Source organism: Neobacillus drentensis (assembly GCF_021560175.1).
GTDB classification, from domain to species: domain Bacteria; phylum Bacillota; class Bacilli; order Bacillales; family Cytobacillaceae; genus Neobacillus; species Neobacillus drentensis_A.
The window spans coordinates 4,374,508-4,391,482 of the sequence record NZ_CP091110.1 but is presented as its reverse complement, the minus strand read 5'-3'; the positions used below and the strand labels follow the sequence as shown (position 1 = coordinate 4,391,482).

The 16,975-nt window shown below is 36.9% G+C and carries 19 protein-coding genes and 1 riboswitch; of the genes, 15 read left to right on the top strand and 4 right to left on the bottom strand.

The window, feature by feature from the left end:
• Positions 1–23: 23 nt before the first annotated feature.
• The 9 genes from resA to L1999_RS20770 all read left to right on the top strand — a co-directional run bounded on the left by resA (position 24) and on the right by L1999_RS20770 (position 9,971).
• Positions 24–548, top strand: a complete 525-nt coding sequence (resA, locus tag L1999_RS20810; protein WP_235740316.1) for a thiol-disulfide oxidoreductase ResA — start codon at positions 24–26, stop codon at positions 546–548.
• 23 nt (positions 549–571) lie between these two features.
• A complete protein-coding gene (gene resB, locus L1999_RS20805; protein WP_235740315.1) occupies positions 572–2,197 on the top strand; it encodes a cytochrome c biogenesis protein ResB in 1,626 nt (541 codons plus the stop codon).
• Entirely contained in the window at positions 2,198–3,382 is a 1,185-nt protein-coding gene (ccsB, locus tag L1999_RS20800) for a c-type cytochrome biogenesis protein CcsB (RefSeq protein WP_235740314.1), read from the top strand.
• A 183-nt stretch (positions 3,383–3,565) separates the two neighbouring features.
• On the top strand, positions 3,566–4,282 hold the full coding sequence (locus L1999_RS20795) for a response regulator transcription factor (protein WP_235740313.1): 717 nt from the start codon (positions 3,566–3,568) through the stop codon (positions 4,280–4,282).
• A complete protein-coding gene (locus tag L1999_RS20790) occupies positions 4,279–6,060 on the top strand; it encodes an ATP-binding protein (RefSeq protein ID WP_235740312.1) in 1,782 nt (593 codons plus the stop codon). The genes L1999_RS20795 and L1999_RS20790 overlap by 4 nt, the downstream gene beginning before the upstream one ends.
• 280 nt (positions 6,061–6,340) lie before the next feature.
• Positions 6,341–6,892 (top strand): RNA polymerase sigma factor SigX, encoded by a 552-nt coding sequence (gene sigX, locus L1999_RS20785; protein WP_235740311.1) that lies wholly within the window; start codon positions 6,341–6,343, stop codon positions 6,890–6,892.
• Positions 6,867–8,045 carry a hypothetical protein gene (locus L1999_RS20780; RefSeq protein ID WP_235740310.1) on the top strand — a complete coding sequence of 393 codons (1,179 nt, stop codon included), beginning with the start codon at positions 6,867–6,869 and terminating at the stop codon, positions 8,043–8,045. Before sigX ends, L1999_RS20780 begins: the two co-directional genes overlap by 26 nt.
• Positions 8,046–8,221: 176 nt before the next feature.
• On the top strand, positions 8,222–8,977 hold the full coding sequence (locus tag L1999_RS20775) for a peptidoglycan DD-metalloendopeptidase family protein (protein WP_235740309.1): 756 nt from the start codon (positions 8,222–8,224) through the stop codon (positions 8,975–8,977).
• A 123-nt stretch (positions 8,978–9,100) separates the two neighbouring features.
• A riboswitch (FMN riboswitch) is annotated at positions 9,101–9,233 on the top strand.
• A gap of 162 nt (positions 9,234–9,395) precedes the next feature.
• Positions 9,396–9,971 carry an ECF transporter S component gene (locus L1999_RS20770; protein WP_235740308.1) on the top strand — a complete coding sequence of 192 codons (576 nt, stop codon included), beginning with the start codon at positions 9,396–9,398 and terminating at the stop codon, positions 9,969–9,971.
• A 107-nt stretch (positions 9,972–10,078) separates the two neighbouring features.
• Here the strand turns inward: L1999_RS20770 and L1999_RS20765 are convergent, their stop codons facing one another.
• Positions 10,079–10,327 (bottom strand): ferredoxin, encoded by a 249-nt coding sequence (locus L1999_RS20765; protein ID WP_098533024.1) that lies wholly within the window; start codon positions 10,325–10,327, stop codon positions 10,079–10,081.
• 261 nt (positions 10,328–10,588) lie between these two features.
• On the opposite strand from L1999_RS20765, the gene L1999_RS20760 reads away from it, so the two are divergent.
• The 5 genes from L1999_RS20760 to L1999_RS20740 all read left to right on the top strand — a co-directional run bounded on the left by L1999_RS20760 (position 10,589) and on the right by L1999_RS20740 (position 14,996).
• On the top strand, positions 10,589–11,632 hold the full coding sequence (locus L1999_RS20760; protein WP_235740307.1) for a YpbB family protein: 1,044 nt from the start codon (positions 10,589–10,591) through the stop codon (positions 11,630–11,632).
• Entirely contained in the window at positions 11,623–13,137 is a 1,515-nt protein-coding gene (locus tag L1999_RS20755) for a RecQ family ATP-dependent DNA helicase (RefSeq protein ID WP_235740306.1), read from the top strand. The genes L1999_RS20760 and L1999_RS20755 overlap by 10 nt, the downstream gene beginning before the upstream one ends.
• Entirely contained in the window at positions 13,134–13,742 is a 609-nt protein-coding gene (locus L1999_RS20750; protein ID WP_235740305.1) for a CPBP family intramembrane glutamic endopeptidase, read from the top strand. The genes L1999_RS20755 and L1999_RS20750 overlap by 4 nt, the downstream gene beginning before the upstream one ends.
• Positions 13,735–14,451 carry a LysM peptidoglycan-binding domain-containing protein gene (locus L1999_RS20745; protein ID WP_235740304.1) on the top strand — a complete coding sequence of 239 codons (717 nt, stop codon included), beginning with the start codon at positions 13,735–13,737 and terminating at the stop codon, positions 14,449–14,451. The genes L1999_RS20750 and L1999_RS20745 overlap by 8 nt, the downstream gene beginning before the upstream one ends.
• Before the next feature lie 89 nt (positions 14,452–14,540).
• Positions 14,541–14,996 carry a DUF2663 family protein gene (locus tag L1999_RS20740; protein WP_235740303.1) on the top strand — a complete coding sequence of 152 codons (456 nt, stop codon included), beginning with the start codon at positions 14,541–14,543 and terminating at the stop codon, positions 14,994–14,996.
• A gap of 32 nt (positions 14,997–15,028) precedes the next feature.
• Here the strand turns inward: L1999_RS20740 and L1999_RS20735 are convergent, their stop codons facing one another.
• From L1999_RS20735 to L1999_RS20725, 3 genes are read right to left on the bottom strand one after another with little or no spacing between them, the layout of a single operon-like run.
• On the bottom strand, positions 15,029–15,598 hold the full coding sequence (locus L1999_RS20735) for a manganese catalase family protein (RefSeq protein WP_235740302.1): 570 nt from the start codon (positions 15,596–15,598) through the stop codon (positions 15,029–15,031).
• A 21-nt stretch (positions 15,599–15,619) separates the two neighbouring features.
• The gene (locus tag L1999_RS20730) at positions 15,620–15,880 is read right to left on the bottom strand and encodes a spore coat protein CotJB (RefSeq protein WP_235740301.1); all 261 of its coding nucleotides are present in this window, start codon (positions 15,878–15,880) and stop codon (positions 15,620–15,622) included.
• Positions 15,877–16,107 (bottom strand): spore coat associated protein CotJA, encoded by a 231-nt coding sequence (locus L1999_RS20725; protein ID WP_235740300.1) that lies wholly within the window; start codon positions 16,105–16,107, stop codon positions 15,877–15,879. The genes L1999_RS20730 and L1999_RS20725 overlap by 4 nt, the downstream gene beginning before the upstream one ends.
• Positions 16,108–16,252: 145 nt before the next feature.
• Between L1999_RS20725 and L1999_RS20720 the strand changes: the two genes are divergently transcribed.
• Entirely contained in the window at positions 16,253–16,885 is a 633-nt protein-coding gene (locus tag L1999_RS20720; RefSeq protein WP_235740299.1) for a CBS domain-containing protein, read from the top strand.
• Positions 16,886–16,975 lie beyond the last annotated feature (90 nt).

Below are 16,975 nucleotides of genomic sequence, written 5' to 3'. Positions count from 1 at the left end.
GGGGATCTACTGGAGGGGAATGTATGAAAAGACGGCGATTAGTCATTAGAACGCTTATATTAGTTGTCTTAGGTGCTGCCGTTGCCTATTCACTTTATGCTAATCTTACAAAAGATACAAAACAAAAAGTTGCGGTTGGGGACACAGCTCCAGATTTTGCTTTAGTTGATATGCAAGGGAATAAACATCGTCTCTCTGAATATCGAGGGCAAGGGGTATTTTTAAATTTTTGGGGAACATGGTGTCCCCCATGTAAGAAAGAAATGCCTTATATCAATAATCAGTACCTCCAATATAAGGACAAAGGTGTTCAGGTATTGAGTGTAGATATTCAGGAACCAAAGCTTGCTGTAAACCAATTTGCCGAACGCCTTGGGTTGGACTTTCCCATCATGATTGACACTGAAAAGGAAGTAATGAATGTATACGGGATTGATCTCTTACCGGCAACATTCTTAGTCGACAAGAACGGGAAGGTAGTCAAATATTATACAGGCGAACTATCTGAAAACAAGGTAAAGGAATTTATGGAGCAAATAAAACCTTAAGGGGACCTGAGGGAGTTTTTACAATGAACGATGTTAAATGTGAATGCGGTCATGTAAATCCGCATGGAACCGTGTTGTGTGAGGCCTGTGGAAAAGTGCTGGATGAGCAAGAGAAAAATAATAAAGAACTTCTTGACATGCGCTATGAGGGAAGTGCACGCCGTTCACAAACATACAATAAGACGATTATAGATAAAATTTGGAACTTTTTCTCGTCAGTCAAGGTGGGGATCTGGCTGATTGTGATCACGTTACTTGCATCCACCCTTGGAACCATCCTTCCGCAAAAAATGTATATTAATCTTCCTCCGGAAGTGTATTACGAGCAGGAATATGGCTGGTTCGGAAAATTATATTACCAATTAGGTTTGCATGATTTATATGGTTCATGGTGGTATTTATTATTAATTGCTATGATTGGTATTTCTTTAGTTATTTGCAGTCTTGACCGAGTAGTACCGCTTTATAAAGCCCTAAAAGCTCAAAGGGTTACAAGACATGAGGGCTTTTTAAAACGTCAGCGGATTTTTGGAGTAACTGAGCGTGCAGACGAAAAGGATTTGACAACGATCAAAGAGCATTTAAAGGGCAGACGTTATCACGTTCGGGAAGAGAATGGCGACTTGTTAGCGGAAAAAGGCCGTTTTTCTCGCTGGGGTCCGTATATTAATCATGTTGGGTTAATTATCTTCCTATTAGGTGCCATGCTCCGGTTTATTCCGGGATTTTATGTGAATGAAAATCTGTGGGTAAAAGAAGGGGAAACTGCTGTTGTTCCTGAAACAGGTGAAAAATACTATATAAAAAACAATCAATTTATTCTGCAGCATTATGATAAAAACAAAGATAAGACGTTTGAAAAAGCAATAGAACAAGCAGGCCAAGTAGTTAAAAACTACCAATCAAATGTTGTTCTGTATGAACGTGTCAGCAAAAATCTTCCGGGGGAAAAACCAGAGCTTAAAAAGCTCAAGGAATATAAAGTCAGAGTGAATCATCCGTTAGATTTTAATGGTTATTCTGTTTTCCAATCATCCTATCGCAGTGAGCTAAAAACAATGTCATTTGTGCTGGCGAATAAAAAGACAGGACAATCATTTGGAGCAGTGAATATTGATCTTGAGAATCCCAAAGCTACATATGATTTAGGTAATGGCTATTCTGTAAAAATAATTAATTATTTTCCGGATTTCGAATTTGATAAAAATAACGAACCATCTACAAAATCAAGGCTCCCTAATAATCCTGCCTTCGTGTTCCAGATGGTTACACCGGATAAATCTAAACCTGAAACAAGTTTTGTAGCTATTAAACAAACGCTAGAGCCATTAGGAGAAAACACTTATAAAATGGCCTTTCAAGGAATTCAAACTAAAAATGTCTCGGGATTCACCGTTCGAAAGGACTCATCGTTATGGGTGATTATTATCGGCGGGATTATCTTTATGCTCGGTGTTATGCAAGGGGCATATTGGAACCATCGCCGGATATGGGTTCAAAATAAAAACGGACAAGTTTGGATTGCGGCCCATACCAATAAAAATTGGTACGGCTTAAAGCGGGAAATTGAGGCAGTATTAAAAGATACCAAACTTGATATTCCAGAAGATCAGCAACAAAAAGATAATTTGGATAAGGAGGGAGATTAGTTGGCAGCATTAAGTAGTAATTTATTATTTATTGCTTTTATTCTTTATTTAATTGCAACATTATTTTATGGAGGATCAATTAAATCGAAGACTAGCTCGGGTGAAAAAGCAGAAACAAACACATGGGGGAAAATTGCTGTTTCCTTAACAATCGTGGGTTTCATTTCTCAACTAGGCTATTTTATCACTAGATGGATCGCAGCAGGTCATGCGCCAGTCAGTAATATGTTTGAGTTTACCACTTTTTTTGGAATGGCTCTTGTTGGTGCATTTATTGTTATTTATTATATTTACAGAACCACCTTGCTTGGACTATTTACCATGCCTGTCGCAATCTTGGTGATCGCCTATGCAAGTATGTTTCCAAGAGAGATTACACCTTTAATTCCGGCTTTACAAAGTTATTGGCTCCATATCCATGTGACAACTGCAGCAATGGGAGAGGCCATTCTTGCGATTAGTTTTGCCGCCGGATTAATTTATCTTGTAAAGGCAATAGATCAGACAAAGTCGAATAAACGAACTTTTTGGCTCGAGGTTGTGATGTTTGCCCTTGTCACGGTCCTTGGCTTTGTAGCAGTTTCATCTATCTTTTCAGCAATGGGTTATCATGAAAAATTTAATTGGGTAGATAAACATGATAATCAAGTGGCTGTGACGTATACAATGCCAGCTATTACTGGCCCTCATGATGGAGAATTATTAACTAAAAATGCATTTAAACCGTTAGTTGAAGTACCAGCTTTCATTAATGCGAAAAAGTTAAATACAGTTATTTGGTCTTTAATTGGAGGGTTAATTTTATATGGATTAATCCGCTCTGTGTTACGCAAACGGATTGCCGCTGCCCTTAAACCATTTGTGAAAAATATTAAACTGGACTTCGTCGATGAAATTAGTTATCGCTCCGTATTAATCGGTTTTCCTGTATTCACACTGGGTGCCCTTATTTTTGCGATGATATGGGCGCAGATGGCCTGGTCAAGATTTTGGGGCTGGGATCCAAAGGAAGTGTGGGCTTTAATCACTTGGCTTTTTTATGCAGCATTTTTACATCTTCGCTTATCCAAAGGGTGGCACGGAGAAAAATCAGCATGGCTTGCCGTAATTGGCTTTGTCATTATTATGTTTAATTTGGTTGCAGTTAATCTTGTTATTGCAGGGCTTCATTCCTACGCAGGTTAAGAAAAGTGCCGCATAACCAAATAAGCCTTCACTTGAATAAGTGAAGGCTTTTATAAAATCAAGGGATTTTAATAGAAAAATCATATTGTCAAATTATTGACACACTTTATAAGAGTAATTACCTTGAAAATGTAGCAAAATTCAGTACCATTTTGTAAAATAAACTCCATGGGGGGATTAATAATGGAAAGAGACGTAAAAATATTAGTAGTAGATGATGAGGAAAGAATTCGCCGTTTATTAAAAATGTATTTAGAGCGTGAAGAATATATAATTGATGAAGCGGAAGATGGTAATGATGCTTTGTCAAAAGCTTTTGCTAATGATTACGATGTTATTTTGCTTGATTTAATGATGCCTGGTAAAGATGGAATTGAAGTCTGTCGTGAGCTCAGAGAAAAAAAGGCAACTCCTGTAATTATGTTGACTGCTAAAGGTGAGGAAATCAACAGGGTACAGGGCTTTGAAGTTGGAACAGATGATTATATTGTCAAGCCATTCAGCCCAAGGGAAGTGGTTTTACGTGTAAAGGCATTGTTAAGACGCTCATCTCAAACAAGCTATTTACAAACAGAAACAACGACAAAAGATGTAATTGTTTTTCCGCATTTAACTATTGATAATGATGCACACCGGGTAACGGCTGATGGGAAAGAGGTCAGTTTAACTCCCAAAGAATACGAATTGCTCTATTTCTTGGCTAAAGCGCCAGATAAAGTATTTGATCGTGAGCAATTATTAAAAGAAGTTTGGCATTATGAATTCTTTGGGGATTTACGAACTGTGGATACCCATGTAAAACGACTTCGTGAAAAATTAAATAAGGTTTCAGAGCAGGCTGCAAGAATGATTGTTACTGTTTGGGGTGTGGGTTACAAATTTGAGGTAATTAATGAATGACCTTTTTACGAAGTGTCGTAGGTAAACTTTGGTTTACCATTATTTTTTTAGTGTCATTTGTACTTTTCATCCTAACAGTGATGCTCCTTGAGCTTTTTCAAAACCATAACATTCTTGAAACAAAAAATAATTTAACCAATACAGCCGAGAAGATTGCCGATGTATTGGAAGCCCATCCCAATGACAAATTTCCACTGGGTTTAGAAATTTCTTGGGAGATTATTGATGATGTGACCAAAGTAGTAATTGTTAAAAATGATCATGAAGTCTATTATTCTCCAAATACGGAGAAGGATAACAAGCTATCCTTTGATGATATCAAACAGGATCCAGATTTTTTTGCTGTGTTTCATCACAAAAAATCTGTTGATAAGGTTTCTAATTTATCTTCAAAAAACAATAATCAGGATTCGAGTTTTTCCATCATTGGTGTTCCTTTGCAGCTCCCTGGTGAAAAAAATGGAGCTGTATTTATTTATCAATCACTCGAGGTTATGAAGGAAACATCTAATGAAACAACGAAATACATTTTACTTGTTGCTGGTGTTGCTATTATTTTAACTACTATCTTCGCCTTTTTCCTGTCTACCAGAATTACAGCGCCGCTTAGAAAAATGAGAGAAGCTGCTTTTGAAGTGGCAAGAGGAAAATTCGATACAAAAGTTCCGATTTTAACACATGATGAAATCGGGGAATTGGCCACAGCATTTAATCAAATGGGAAGACAATTAAAGTTTAATATGAATGCGTTAAGCCAGGAAAAAGAGCAGCTGGCAAGTATTCTAAGTAGTATGGCTGATGGGGTAATCACCTTTAACCGTGATGGCACGATATTGAATACCAATCCTCCTGCAGATCGTTTTTTGCAATATTGGTATTTCGAAAAGGGCGGATTTACAAATGATGCTGAAGCCATTCCTTCACAAGTTATGGATCTCTTCCAAAAGTCTTTGGAAACAGAGAAGGAGCAAATCGGGGAACTATCTCTTCAAGGGCACCACTGGGTGATTTTAGTAAGTCCGCTTTATAGCAATCGATTTATTCGAGGGGCAGTTGTCGTCCTTAGGGATATGACCGAGGAAAGACAGCTGGAAAAAATGCGGAAAGATTTTATTGCCAATGTATCACATGAACTAAGAACGCCTATTTCAATGCTGCAGGGCTATAGTGAAGCAATTGTTGATGATATTGCTGAATCGCAGGAAGAGAAAAAAGAAATGGCAAGAGTCATCTACGATGAATCCTTACGTATGGGACGGCTTGTGAATGAACTATTGGATTTAGCTCGTATGGAGGCTGGACATATCCATCTCTCTGTGGAAGAGGTAAATTTGTCCGCATTTATTAATCGGATTATTTATAAGTTCCAAGGTCTAGCCAAGGATAATGAAATCCAATTGTATTCTGAAGTAGAAAACGACGGTTCACCGGTACTTTTTGATCCTGATCGAATCGAGCAAGTGTTGACAAATTTAATCGATAATGCGATGCGACATACACCAAAAGGCGGCAAGGTAAAGGTATCAGTTGTTTTAGAAGACAGGGGAGTTAGAATGGAAGTAAAGGATTCTGGCTCTGGCATTCCAGAAGAGGATTTGCCGTTTGTTTTTGAACGTTTTTATAAAGCGGACAAGGCTCGAACGAGGGGCAGGGCAGGTACTGGTTTAGGACTTGCCATTGCAAAGAATATCATTGATGCCCATCGTGGGACGATTTCTGTTCGAAGTAAAATTGGAACGGGAACCACCTTTTCCTTCTACTTACCACGAAAAAAGTAAAATTTACAAACAATTTGCCGATTGTTCTTGATTCACAAGGAACAATTAAAGGCGAAGTGACTTGCCTAGGGGCTTATGACCTATCGCCCCTAGGCACTGTTGCTAGATATTTAGTAAAGATTAACTGCTCATCCATAAAGATGAGCTTTTTTTCGTAGCCTAAAGTGTAATCATTTTCTGATAATATCTTCCTTTTTACCCAATAAAAGTCTATATTAATATGAGTGAAACTTTTTAAATAAATAAATCGACTAATAGTAATGAACGGGGAGGGGAATGGATGGACTCCGTTTTCGATGAGCTTTATCAAAAATATCATCATGATGTCTTTCAATTTCTATTTTATATGGTTAGAAATAAGGAGCAGGCCGAGGATCTTGTCCAAGAGGTTTACATTCGGGTATTCAAGTCATATGACCGTTTTGAAGGGAAAAGTAGTGAGAAAACATGGCTTTTTTCAATTGCCCGGAATGTTGCAATCGATTACTTCCGTAAACAAAAGGGGTGGAAAGATCGATTGCTTGAAAAGTTTGATTGGTCAACCAACCAGGTAAAGGATGAATACCCTATTCCAGAGGAAATCACGATCCAAAATGAGGAGATAAAAGGGATATACAAATGTCTAGAATTTTGTACGGTGGATCAGAGGTCTGTCATCGTTCTTCGATATTTACAGGATTTATCCATATCCGAAACAGCTAAAGTTCTAGGCTGGACAGAGAGTAAAGTGAAAACAACTCAACATCGCTCCTTAAAAGTATTGAAAAAGTATATGGAAATGTTTTATGAAAAGGAGGGATTATCTAGTGAAAAAGTCAGAGTGGAGCGATAGAGAGCTCGAAGAACTATTAAGACAAATGCCCAGAATACATGATTATCGCGATCCTCGTGACATTTACCAAAATATTTCTCTTAAAAGAAAAAAGACTAGACAATGGATGTTACCGGGCCTAGCTGCAACAGCAGCCTTGCTGCTTTTCCTAATTTTAATGCCTAAGTTGATGGGGGGAATGCATTTCTCTCATGAAAGCGCAGAAGAAAAGTCCTCGTTCAGTGGCAATACAGCTGCGCAAAAGGACAGCAGTGCCTTCAAAAAAGAGAATGCTTCATCCAAAGATGCGGTGACTACTAAGAGCCAGCAGGCCAATTTGCTTAAAACGGAAAATGTTAAGACAGCCATTTATGAAGATGAAGTCGGCAAAGGAACTGTTTTAACTTATTGGGTACCAGATGCACAAGCCCAAATACTCATACCCGTTTCAATCATTGCTAATCAGAGTTCTGGACAATCCTGGCTTACTAACTATACTGAATTAATGGCCAATTTACAGGAAGAAGAGTGGGGGCTATCAGACTTCTATCCTCTAAATGCAACTATGAAACTCGAGAAAGATGGAAATACAGTAATTGTGGATGTTCCTTCCAATCACCAATATGGTCAAGGCTCCACTACTGAAGTGAATTTCATTAATATAGTACAGAAGGATATATCAACCAATAGTAATTGTAAAAAAATTAAGTTTACCACCAATGGTCTACCCGGTATTGAGTTAGGAAATATCGGCAGGAAGGAAGAAATTGATATTGCTTCTCAGAATAATCATGCCTATTACTTCTATTTCCCTGTGGATAGTAAATTACCTTTCCTAGCACCATCTATAGAAACTTATAATAATATAAACTCTGCTTTTGAAGCAATGAAAACAGATCAATCAGGGGGATTAAAAAGTTCTTTACAGTCTTTCCCTCAAATAGATCATGTATCAATTTCTAATAAAATTATGTATCTAACATTCGATGTTAACTCCAGTTTACAGGATAATCAGGAATCAATCTTATCTTTCGAGGCATTACTCTTAACAGCAAAAGAGTTCGGCATTGAAAAAGTAAGGATAAAAAATTCTCCTTTAGCAAATCTTGGTCCATTTGATCTAACGAAAGAAATTAACGTCCCAATTGCTCCTAATTTACGGAATATACCATAAAAATACGGATCAACCCTTGTGGTTGATTTTTTTATGAATAAAATCCGATAAGTCTCCAAATTATAACAAATATGCTCACGCTCCCCATAAAACTTACTATTCAATTCGTTCTAAATAGGACCCATATAACATATGGTGTGGAGGAGAGTACAATATACAAGGAGGAAAAGAAAGGAATGCGTGACTACATAAAGAGATTTTTAATTGCCATTATTATGGCGCTTTGTGTCAGTTTATTATTTTTAGGAGGAAAACATTCCGAAGCAGCAGGGACACAAGACGCTGAAGTCATCAATGACCACTGGATTTGGCCGGCAGACGGCATCATTTCAGATACATATGGAACAAGGCAGGGAAGGCATAAAGGAATTGATATTGCTGGAAGAATAGATACACCCATCCTCGTCGTTGAGGATGGCGTTGTTGAAAAGTCTTATTATTCTAATACATATGGAAATGTAGTTTTTGTTAAGCATCCAAGTCATTTTGTAACTGTATATGCACATTTAAATAGACGGAATGTGGCCAAAGGTCAAATGCTTAAACAAGGCGATGTTATAGGAAAGATGGGAAGGACAGGTCAAGCTACTGGGACACATTTACATTTTGAAGCCCATCAACTGGAATGGAGATATGATAAAAAATTTGCCCTGGACCCTGAAAAGCTATTAGGTAAAGCTAATGTTGGAGAATCAGTACAAGCAGGAATTGCAAGTATGGGTGATTCGGTGTTAGCAGCAAGCTCACTGCTGCGCTTACAGCAGAATGAAAGTACAAACAGCTCTCAACCTTTGGACAAGTATATGGTCAAAGAAGGGGACACCTTATCCTCTATAGCCCAGAGACAGAATACAACTGTATCGGCAGTTAAAAATCTCAATCATTTAACATCAGATCTTATTAAACCTAACCAGATACTAATGGTACCTTAAAAAGAATCCGCAGCCTTAGACTGCGGATTCTTTTTAGATTATAGGATGAAAAATAAGGATTTAAAACTTTTTTCTTAACAAAATGTGTATTCTTTAGTATAATAAAATCGTAATTTAATATCGATCTATCTTCGGGGCAGGGTGAAATTCCCGATCGGCGGTATTAGAGCAGTGCTCTTAAGCCCGCGAGCCTTTTGGGGCAGGATTTGGTGTGATTCCAAAGCCGACAGTATAGTCTGGATGGGAGAAGATGGAGGTTCTGCAGACATTCAAAAAATGTTGATACATTGAATGTTTATTAAGCGTGCCTTTGTAAAATCCCTCAAGTGATTCTTCTTGAGGGATTTTTTAGTCACCTGGGTCGTCTATATGCTGAACCTCTCTTCCTAACGTGATGGATCAAAAAGGAGAGAGGAAAATGGAAAAAAGAAAAAGGTTAAATGTAAAAGCTTATGTTTCAATTGGAATGCTGAGCAGTATCGCTTATTTATTAATGTTACTAAATTTTCCACTGCCAATATTCCCAAATTTTCTATTTGTCGATTTCAGCGACATCCCAGCGTTAATTGCTGCATTAGTTTTTGGACCGCTTGCAGGAATTTTAGTAGAATTTTTCAAAAATGTGCTTAACTATCTTGCCACTGGAAGTCAAACTGGAATACCTGTAGGCCATATCTCAAACTTTATTGCAGGGATTGTTTTTGTTCTTCCGACATTATTTGTTTATAATAAACTCAAAACTAAGAAGGGTATGACGATTGCGTTAGTAGTCGGAACAGCTATTATGGCTGTGGTTATGAGTATTTTAAATTATCTCGTCATCCTTCCTGCCTACACACTACTCATGGGGTTTCCAGATATGAGAAATTTGGTCGTTCCAGCAATTTTACCTTTTAATATCCTAAAAGGTGTCATGATGTCAGGTATCTTCATGCTATTGTTTATTAAAATGCAAGCATGGATTAATAAATTTTCAGTTGTAAAGGGTGCATAGCACAACAACAAGAGCTGCCATTTGGCAGCTCTTGTTGTTGTGCCGCTAAAAGAAAAACCTCGTCTAGGGAAGACGAGGTGTGGTTTTACAGTAGCTTAAAGATGATTTTATTCAAACTTAGTTGGGTTACCTTCAAATGGCTCGTCAGCAACTTTGATTGAATCTGTTGGACAGCCTTCGAAAGCATCCATCATGTCATCGATTAATACATCTGGAATTTCAACAATTCCTTCATTTTCGTCAAGAGTTACAAATGCAATGCCTTCATCATCATAATCATAAATATCTGGTGCTGCTGCGCCACATGCACCACATGCGATGCAAGTTTCCTTGTCAACAATTGTATACTTTGCCATGAAAAAAAACCTCCCAGTAAATAACAGATAATATGCTTCCCTGTTTCCTTCACAGTTATGGAAACGAATTACTCATTCCTATTGTAAAGCTGTATGGTCAACTTTTCAATAGAAAAATGATATTAGTGAAATGATTGAATGAGATCAAATTGATGAAACTTCTTCATTATTAACCAACCCGTTATACAAAATTCATGTTAAAATAAAATAAGAAAAAATGAGGATTTTTGTCGAATAAATGGGTAAAAGTGGTGGAAAAAGATGCTACAGTTAGAAACCGTTATTTTATATTGTTTAAAACAACTCAATAACGAACGAACTATTTATTCTATCTTTCATTTACTAAATGGAAAAAAGTCATCGCAAACCATTCAAGATGCCCATTTATTCTCCTTGAAGGAATTTTTTGGTGTATATGAGACGTTAACAAGAGAAGATTTCGAACATATCACAGAAGATTTATTCAAAAAGAACTTAATTGATGGTTGTGGTGAACAAAGATACCAATTGACGGTTTTAGGATTAGATCATTTAAAAAATACGTCAATGGATCATTATTTAAATGGATGGAATTTTCACTTATTTACAACTCTGTTTTGGGAAAGACTCTCGTTTCTTATTCAGGTCACTTCAAATCTCGTTTATGAGGAGTCTAAATATATCCCAATTCAAAAAAATAAAGATGTGCATAATTGGCTTAAATCGCTGTTAACAGAAATACAGGTACCTAGGAATGAATTAGGCAGCATTTTATATTCGGAAATACTTGACTGCTTAAATGGGGCAAAAGATTTAGACCCGGCTATTTTAGTTTATAGATTAACAGGTTTCCAGCAAATAGGATTGACAGCACTCCAAGCAGCAAGAAAGAGAGAAATGGCCCTTCACGATTACCAGCTTGAATTTATTAACACACTGCATTATTTAATTCAAAAAATTAAGGATTCTAATAGCTTTCATATACTAACTTTTCTATTGAAAGATTTAGAGAAGGATGATGAATTAACTATTTCTGCAAGGAAAACTTGGAATTTTTTAATACAGGGAAACTCACCTGGAAAAATTGCTGATTTAAGAAACTTAAAATTAAGTACAATAGAAGATCATCTCGTTGAATTTGCCCTGCATCTCCCCAACTTCTCAATTGATCCATATGTAGATAAGGAGTTACAAACAAAGATTATTGAAATTTCTCGAAGTATAGGAACGAGACAATTAAAGCGGATAAAGGATGAATTGAAGTCTGTGACTTATTTTCAAATAAGGTTAGTACTGGCGAAGTATGGTGATGAAAAATGGAATTAGAAATTCTTTTAAAAAAGTACTTTGGTTATTCTACCTTTAAAAAAGGACAAAAAGAGGTGGTAACCTCCATACTTTCTGGTCAGCATACATTAGCTATGCTCCCGACAGGAACAGGAAAATCATTGTGTTACCAATTACCTGGCTATATTTTTAGTGGGCAGATTTTGATTATTTCTCCCTTACTATCTTTAATGCAGGATCAGGTAGAGCAAATGAAGCGATTAGGAGAGAAAAGAGTTGTTGCATTGAACTCTTTTCTTTCTTTGACAGAGAGAAATAAGGTACTTCGTCATTTAAGAGAATATAAGTTCATCTTTATTTCCCCTGAAATGTTAAGTGTTCCATTTGTTATTAGGATTCTGCAGGGGCTTACTATTTCTTTATTCGTTGTAGACGAAGCTCATTGTATTTCACAATGGGGATTTGATTTCCGGCCCGACTATTCAAAGTTAGGTGATATCCGCAAGAAATTAGGCTATCCCTTAACCCTTGCACTTACAGCAACTGCAACCAAAAAGGTCCGCGAAGATATTGTAACTTCCCTTGGGTTCGAAAATGATGAAATCATTAAAATAGAATCAACCATTGATCGGCCTAACATAGCTTTCCGTTTTGAAAAATTAACGGATTATCATGATAAGCAAAATCGAATCATCGAACTTGTATCACAACTGCAAAAACCTGGTATTATCTATTTTTCTAGTAAAAAGGCTGCTGATCAAATGGCGTCTCTCTTAATGGAAAAAGGGATTTGCCAAGCAATGGCCTATCACGGGGGATTGGATGCAACAACGAGAGTATTGATTCAACAGCAGTTTATTCATAATCAACTGGATGTTGTTTGTGCTACAAGTGCGTTTGGTATGGGAATCAATAAAGAAAATATTCGTTTTATTATCCATTATCATATGCCGATGCAGATTGAGTCGTATCTCCAGGAGATTGGAAGGGCGGGGCGGGATGGGCTTCCGAGTGTCGCCATTCTTTTATATGCACCAGGTGATGAGCAGCTTCCTTTTCAACTTGTAGAGGGTGAATTGCCATCTGAGCAGCAAATCGATTGGTTATTTACAAAATTAATCAATCAGCGTATGTTAAACGATGGTGTAATTGAATTAAATCAGGAGTTAAGTACACTGGGCGGGTTTTCAGAAATCCAATGGCGAATCATAAAGGAATATGTGAATCATCCAGACCACCAGATCACTAATCTTGAGATGTTAAAAACTTCACTTAAAGAGTTTGTAAGGGAAAGATTTAAGCTAAAGCATGATAATATCTTCTATATGAAAAAACTGGTCGATGCCGAAACATGCAGGCGAGAATTTATTTTACAGTACTTTGCCGAAGACAGGTTCCAGAAGATTCCATGCTGTTGTGATATATGCGGAGTAAATTTAAATGATTACCAAACACATATAAATACACCATCCATACAAGCTCGTGAAGAGAACTGGAAGGACTACCTTGCCAAAATTCTAATTAAATGTGAGTTGAGTGAATGAAAAGAAAGTATAACCAAATTATCGCAGATTTAACAGATAAAGAGCTGTTATCTCACTTATACCTTACGCAAGTCATCCTTTTAGTTATCTCACTTATCTTGGGAGCTATTTTGTTTGATCATTTTTCTTATCTGCAAAATATAGATTTGAATGACGACCATATCCTTACAATAGGTATTCCTGCAGGAGTAATCATTGTAATAGCTGATATTTTGTTAATGAAATGGCTGCCTGCATCCTATTATGATGACGGGGGATTAAATGAGAGAATCTTTAAAAATAGACATGTAGTTCATACATTTGTCATTGCTTTTTTTGTTGCGTTTAGCGAAGAATTGCTTTTCCGGGGAATTATCCAAACAAAGGTTGGTCTAATCATGGCAAGTATAATTTTTGCCATTATTCATTATCGATACCTCTTTAACTGGTACCTCTTTTTGAATATTATTCTGTTAAGTTTTTTGATAGGATTTATTTATAAATGGACTGGTAATTTAGCAGTGACCATTATGATGCATTTTGTCATAGACTTTCTTCTGGGAGTATATATAAAATTTAGAAAGAAAACAGATGATCAGAACAGGGAGGAGCAGCTCTGTGAATAAAGAAGAACCATACAGAGACCAAGCGGAACGATTAAAACAACGGATTCAAAAAATAAATGAAAAAGTGGATGGTGACAATGAAAAACTGCCGCCAAGGGAGCAGGTCCACAGACAAAAAAGAAAGAAAACTAAATGGAAGGTTAAATATCCTGTTATCCGGCTATTAGTTTTATGTTTTATTCTCCTTCCCATCATTATTTTTAGTGTCATTTCCTATCGGGACAGTGGCGGGAAAGTCAATGGAACACAAAAAACTTCTGGAAGTTCAGTTGGATATGAAACCATTAATCTTGAAAAGTCTATTCCGGTTAATGAAGATATGTTAGAAGAATCATCAAAACCTGCTCAAGATGATGAAAAGGTAACGGGTCCTGAGGAAAAAAGTGTAGAAACTTCCACACAGGTTGAGCAGCCAGCGAATAGCCCTGCTGAAACGTCTTTTCCAACATCAAATCAAGGGACAGCTGATCAGCAGGTATCAGATAAAAATAGTCAGCCAATCGAGGCAGTAAAAAGTCAACCCATACCAACTGCACCCCAAAAAAATAGTAAAATTATTTATCATAAGGTAAAGCCTCAAGAAACATTGTTTAAACTAGCGATAAGGTATTACCATTCTAAAAGTGGTGTCACCATTATCAAGAGAACTAATAATCTGCAAAATGAAAATATATATGTTGGTCAAGTACTCAAAATACCTTTAAATTAGCCGATCTTTGATCGGTTTTTTTTGTTTCCCAACATAATTTATAGGACAAGAACATAAATATATATATCGAAATAGGGAGGGTGACAGAGATGGATGCAGCAATTCAAAAACTAGAATATACCGATCAGGCAACCAAACAAATGTTAGAGAATGTAAGAAAGAGAAAGAAGAAATTTGATGACATTAAAATGTGGCATTATCTATCGGTTTATGCAACACTCTTTTTTGCCTTTATATTTACTGTGTATTTCTATATTACTTTCGTAAAACCATTTTCATTTTCTTTTTTAGCCATGTTGTCGGCGGTATTAAATGATGCCGTTGCTGTTTACTTGTTGGCTTTCACAATTGTCGGGTTTGGGGCTATGAATTTGTTAAAACAGCAAAAGGAAAAGAAGGAAAAGGAATATCAAGAGTTGCGATGCGAAATTGTTGATCGGAGTAAGGATTTGTGGAAAAAGGAAGAGGAATGGAAAAATCGGCATATTGTCTTTGAAATAATGAAAAAGCAATATGATATTAACCTATACCATGAAAAAAAATAAGAAGCAGACCTTCAACTGCTTCTTATTACGAATTAAAAGATTTTCTTTTTACCCTGTTCTTCTTTTAAGATTTCGACAGCCTCGCGGAATCGCTGTGAATGAATAATTTCTCTTTCCCGTAAAAATCTTAATCCATCATTTAAATCTGGATCATCGCTAATATTAATAATCCATTGATAAGTAGCCCGCGCCTTTTCTTCAGCGGCAATATCCTCATAGAGGTCGGCAATTGGGTCCCCTTTAGCTTGAATATAAGTGGCAGTAAATGGAACACCCGCGGCATTATGATAGAATAATGCCTTGTCATGGTCAACATAATGATCCTCAATGCCTGCAGCTTTTATTTGTTCAGGTGTAGCATCTTTCGTTAATTTATAGACCATAGTAGCAATCATTTCGAGATGAGCAAATTCTTCAGTTCCAATATCTGTCAAAAGGCCGATTACCTTATCAGGAATTGTGTACCTTTGATTTAAATACCTAAGTGCAGCTGCTAATTCTCCATCGGCTCCGCCGTATTGCTCAATCAAATACTTAGCTAATCTTGGATTACATGAACTAACCCGAACAGGATATTGAAGTTTTTTTTCGTAAATCCACATTGGATGAAATCCCTCCCCATCTTAAACTTGCCATGGCCATGGTGCATCATCCCAGTTCCAAGGATAACCAGAGTAGCTGTTTCCATATTGCTGTAAAGGTCCAAACTGGCTCTCAAATAATTTTTTTAATCGTTTTCTTTCTTTGGCATAATGATTAAATTGATTAATAGCTTCTTGATCATCATTATGTGTATCTAAGTACAAGGTTAACTCAACTAATACAAAGTCCACAGCTTGAAGCTGTTCCATTAGTTGATAATATTCCGCAGGAACTTGTTTCATTGCGGGAGTCCCCCTTTACCTGGTTCAAGCGGGCTAAACCAAGGGTCATGAAAGGCTTTCCACAATGTCCCTGCCCTAAGTGCTTCAAGCGGGGTGAATTGGGGCAAATTTGGCGGCTGAAAGCCCATATATAAATTGGGTGGTGTGGAATATGTCTTCTCAAGGATTGGTGGACAAGGGTCAAACGGACTAGCATAGGGATGATAGGTTTTAAAATGTGTATTCATAGTTGCCCTCCCTTATTTCGATATCATTTAATCTTATGAGAGTATTTCCGTTACATGACATAAAACTTTAATAATAAGAGGGGTTTTTAATGGTATGGTAGATGTATAATAATGGATATAGGACTAATTTATGAGGTGATAGTAAGTGTTTGTTAAAAATATTATGATCCCCAAGCATGAGTGTATTACCACTCAACCTGATGTAACCCTTAAGGATGCACTGGAGCTGTTAGAAAAACACCAAATTGATGGGCTCCCTGTTTTAATGGGTAATAAATATGTAGGTGTTGTAACAAGATTTAATATATATGAAGGTTTTTTTAAGTCCGGGAAACAAAAGGATGAATATCTGACATCGACAGTGGTGGGGGATATTGCATCCCATGAAGATCAGTTTTTGCTAGGTGGGGAATTATTTGAAAAAACACTTCTTGATTTGAAGGATTTCCCATTATTAGCTGTGGTTGATAATGGGAAGACCTTTCATGGGGTAGTCACACGATCTGATTGTTTAACTGCATTTGAAAGTGCATTTGGTGTAAATCGACCGGGAGTAAGGATTGCGTTTACATCAGTTGAGACGGAAGGAAGGATTGCAAGGCTATCAGAAATAGCCCATCAATTCCATGAGCACATCATCTCTCTTGTTACGTTCGATGAAACCGATAAGCTTGTACGCAGAATTGTGATGAAGATTGAAAAGAAAGACAATATTGACAGGTTTACTAAGAAGCTCGAAGAACACGGCTTCCGTATTCTAGATATACATGAGGATTAAAATCAAGGGAAAGAAAGAAAATCCTTCTCATACATTGTATGGGGGGATTTTTTTAGTTTAAGTCGTCTTTATGGTATGATTTCCGTAGAA

Bases quoted from the DNA above. Each gene is read 5' to 3' on its own strand.
- resB (WP_235740315.1), top strand. From the start codon at position 572: ATGAACGATGTTAAATGTGAATGCGGTCATGTAAATCCGCATGGAACC.
- L1999_RS20730 (WP_235740301.1), bottom strand. From the start codon at position 15,880: ATGAAACAAGTTCCTGCGGAATATTATCAACTAATGGAACAGCTTCAA.
- L1999_RS20795 (WP_235740313.1), top strand. From the start codon at position 3,566: ATGGAAAGAGACGTAAAAATATTAGTAGTAGATGATGAGGAAAGAATT.
- L1999_RS20790 (WP_235740312.1), top strand. From the start codon at position 4,279: ATGACCTTTTTACGAAGTGTCGTAGGTAAACTTTGGTTTACCATTATT.
- L1999_RS20755 (WP_235740306.1), top strand. From the start codon at position 11,623: ATGGAATTAGAAATTCTTTTAAAAAAGTACTTTGGTTATTCTACCTTT.
- L1999_RS20740 (WP_235740303.1), top strand. From the start codon at position 14,541: ATGGATGCAGCAATTCAAAAACTAGAATATACCGATCAGGCAACCAAA.
- L1999_RS20725 (WP_235740300.1), bottom strand. From the start codon at position 16,107: ATGAATACACATTTTAAAACCTATCATCCCTATGCTAGTCCGTTTGAC.
- resA (WP_235740316.1), top strand. From the start codon at position 24: ATGAAAAGACGGCGATTAGTCATTAGAACGCTTATATTAGTTGTCTTA.
- L1999_RS20765 (WP_098533024.1), bottom strand. From the start codon at position 10,327: ATGGCAAAGTATACAATTGTTGACAAGGAAACTTGCATCGCATGTGGT.
- L1999_RS20775 (WP_235740309.1), top strand. From the start codon at position 8,222: ATGCGTGACTACATAAAGAGATTTTTAATTGCCATTATTATGGCGCTT.
- L1999_RS20760 (WP_235740307.1), top strand. From the start codon at position 10,589: ATGCTACAGTTAGAAACCGTTATTTTATATTGTTTAAAACAACTCAAT.
- L1999_RS20750 (WP_235740305.1), top strand. From the start codon at position 13,134: ATGAAAAGAAAGTATAACCAAATTATCGCAGATTTAACAGATAAAGAG.
- L1999_RS20735 (WP_235740302.1), bottom strand. From the start codon at position 15,598: ATGTGGATTTACGAAAAAAAACTTCAATATCCTGTTCGGGTTAGTTCA.
- L1999_RS20770 (WP_235740308.1), top strand. From the start codon at position 9,396: ATGGAAAAAAGAAAAAGGTTAAATGTAAAAGCTTATGTTTCAATTGGA.
- sigX (WP_235740311.1), top strand. From the start codon at position 6,341: ATGGACTCCGTTTTCGATGAGCTTTATCAAAAATATCATCATGATGTC.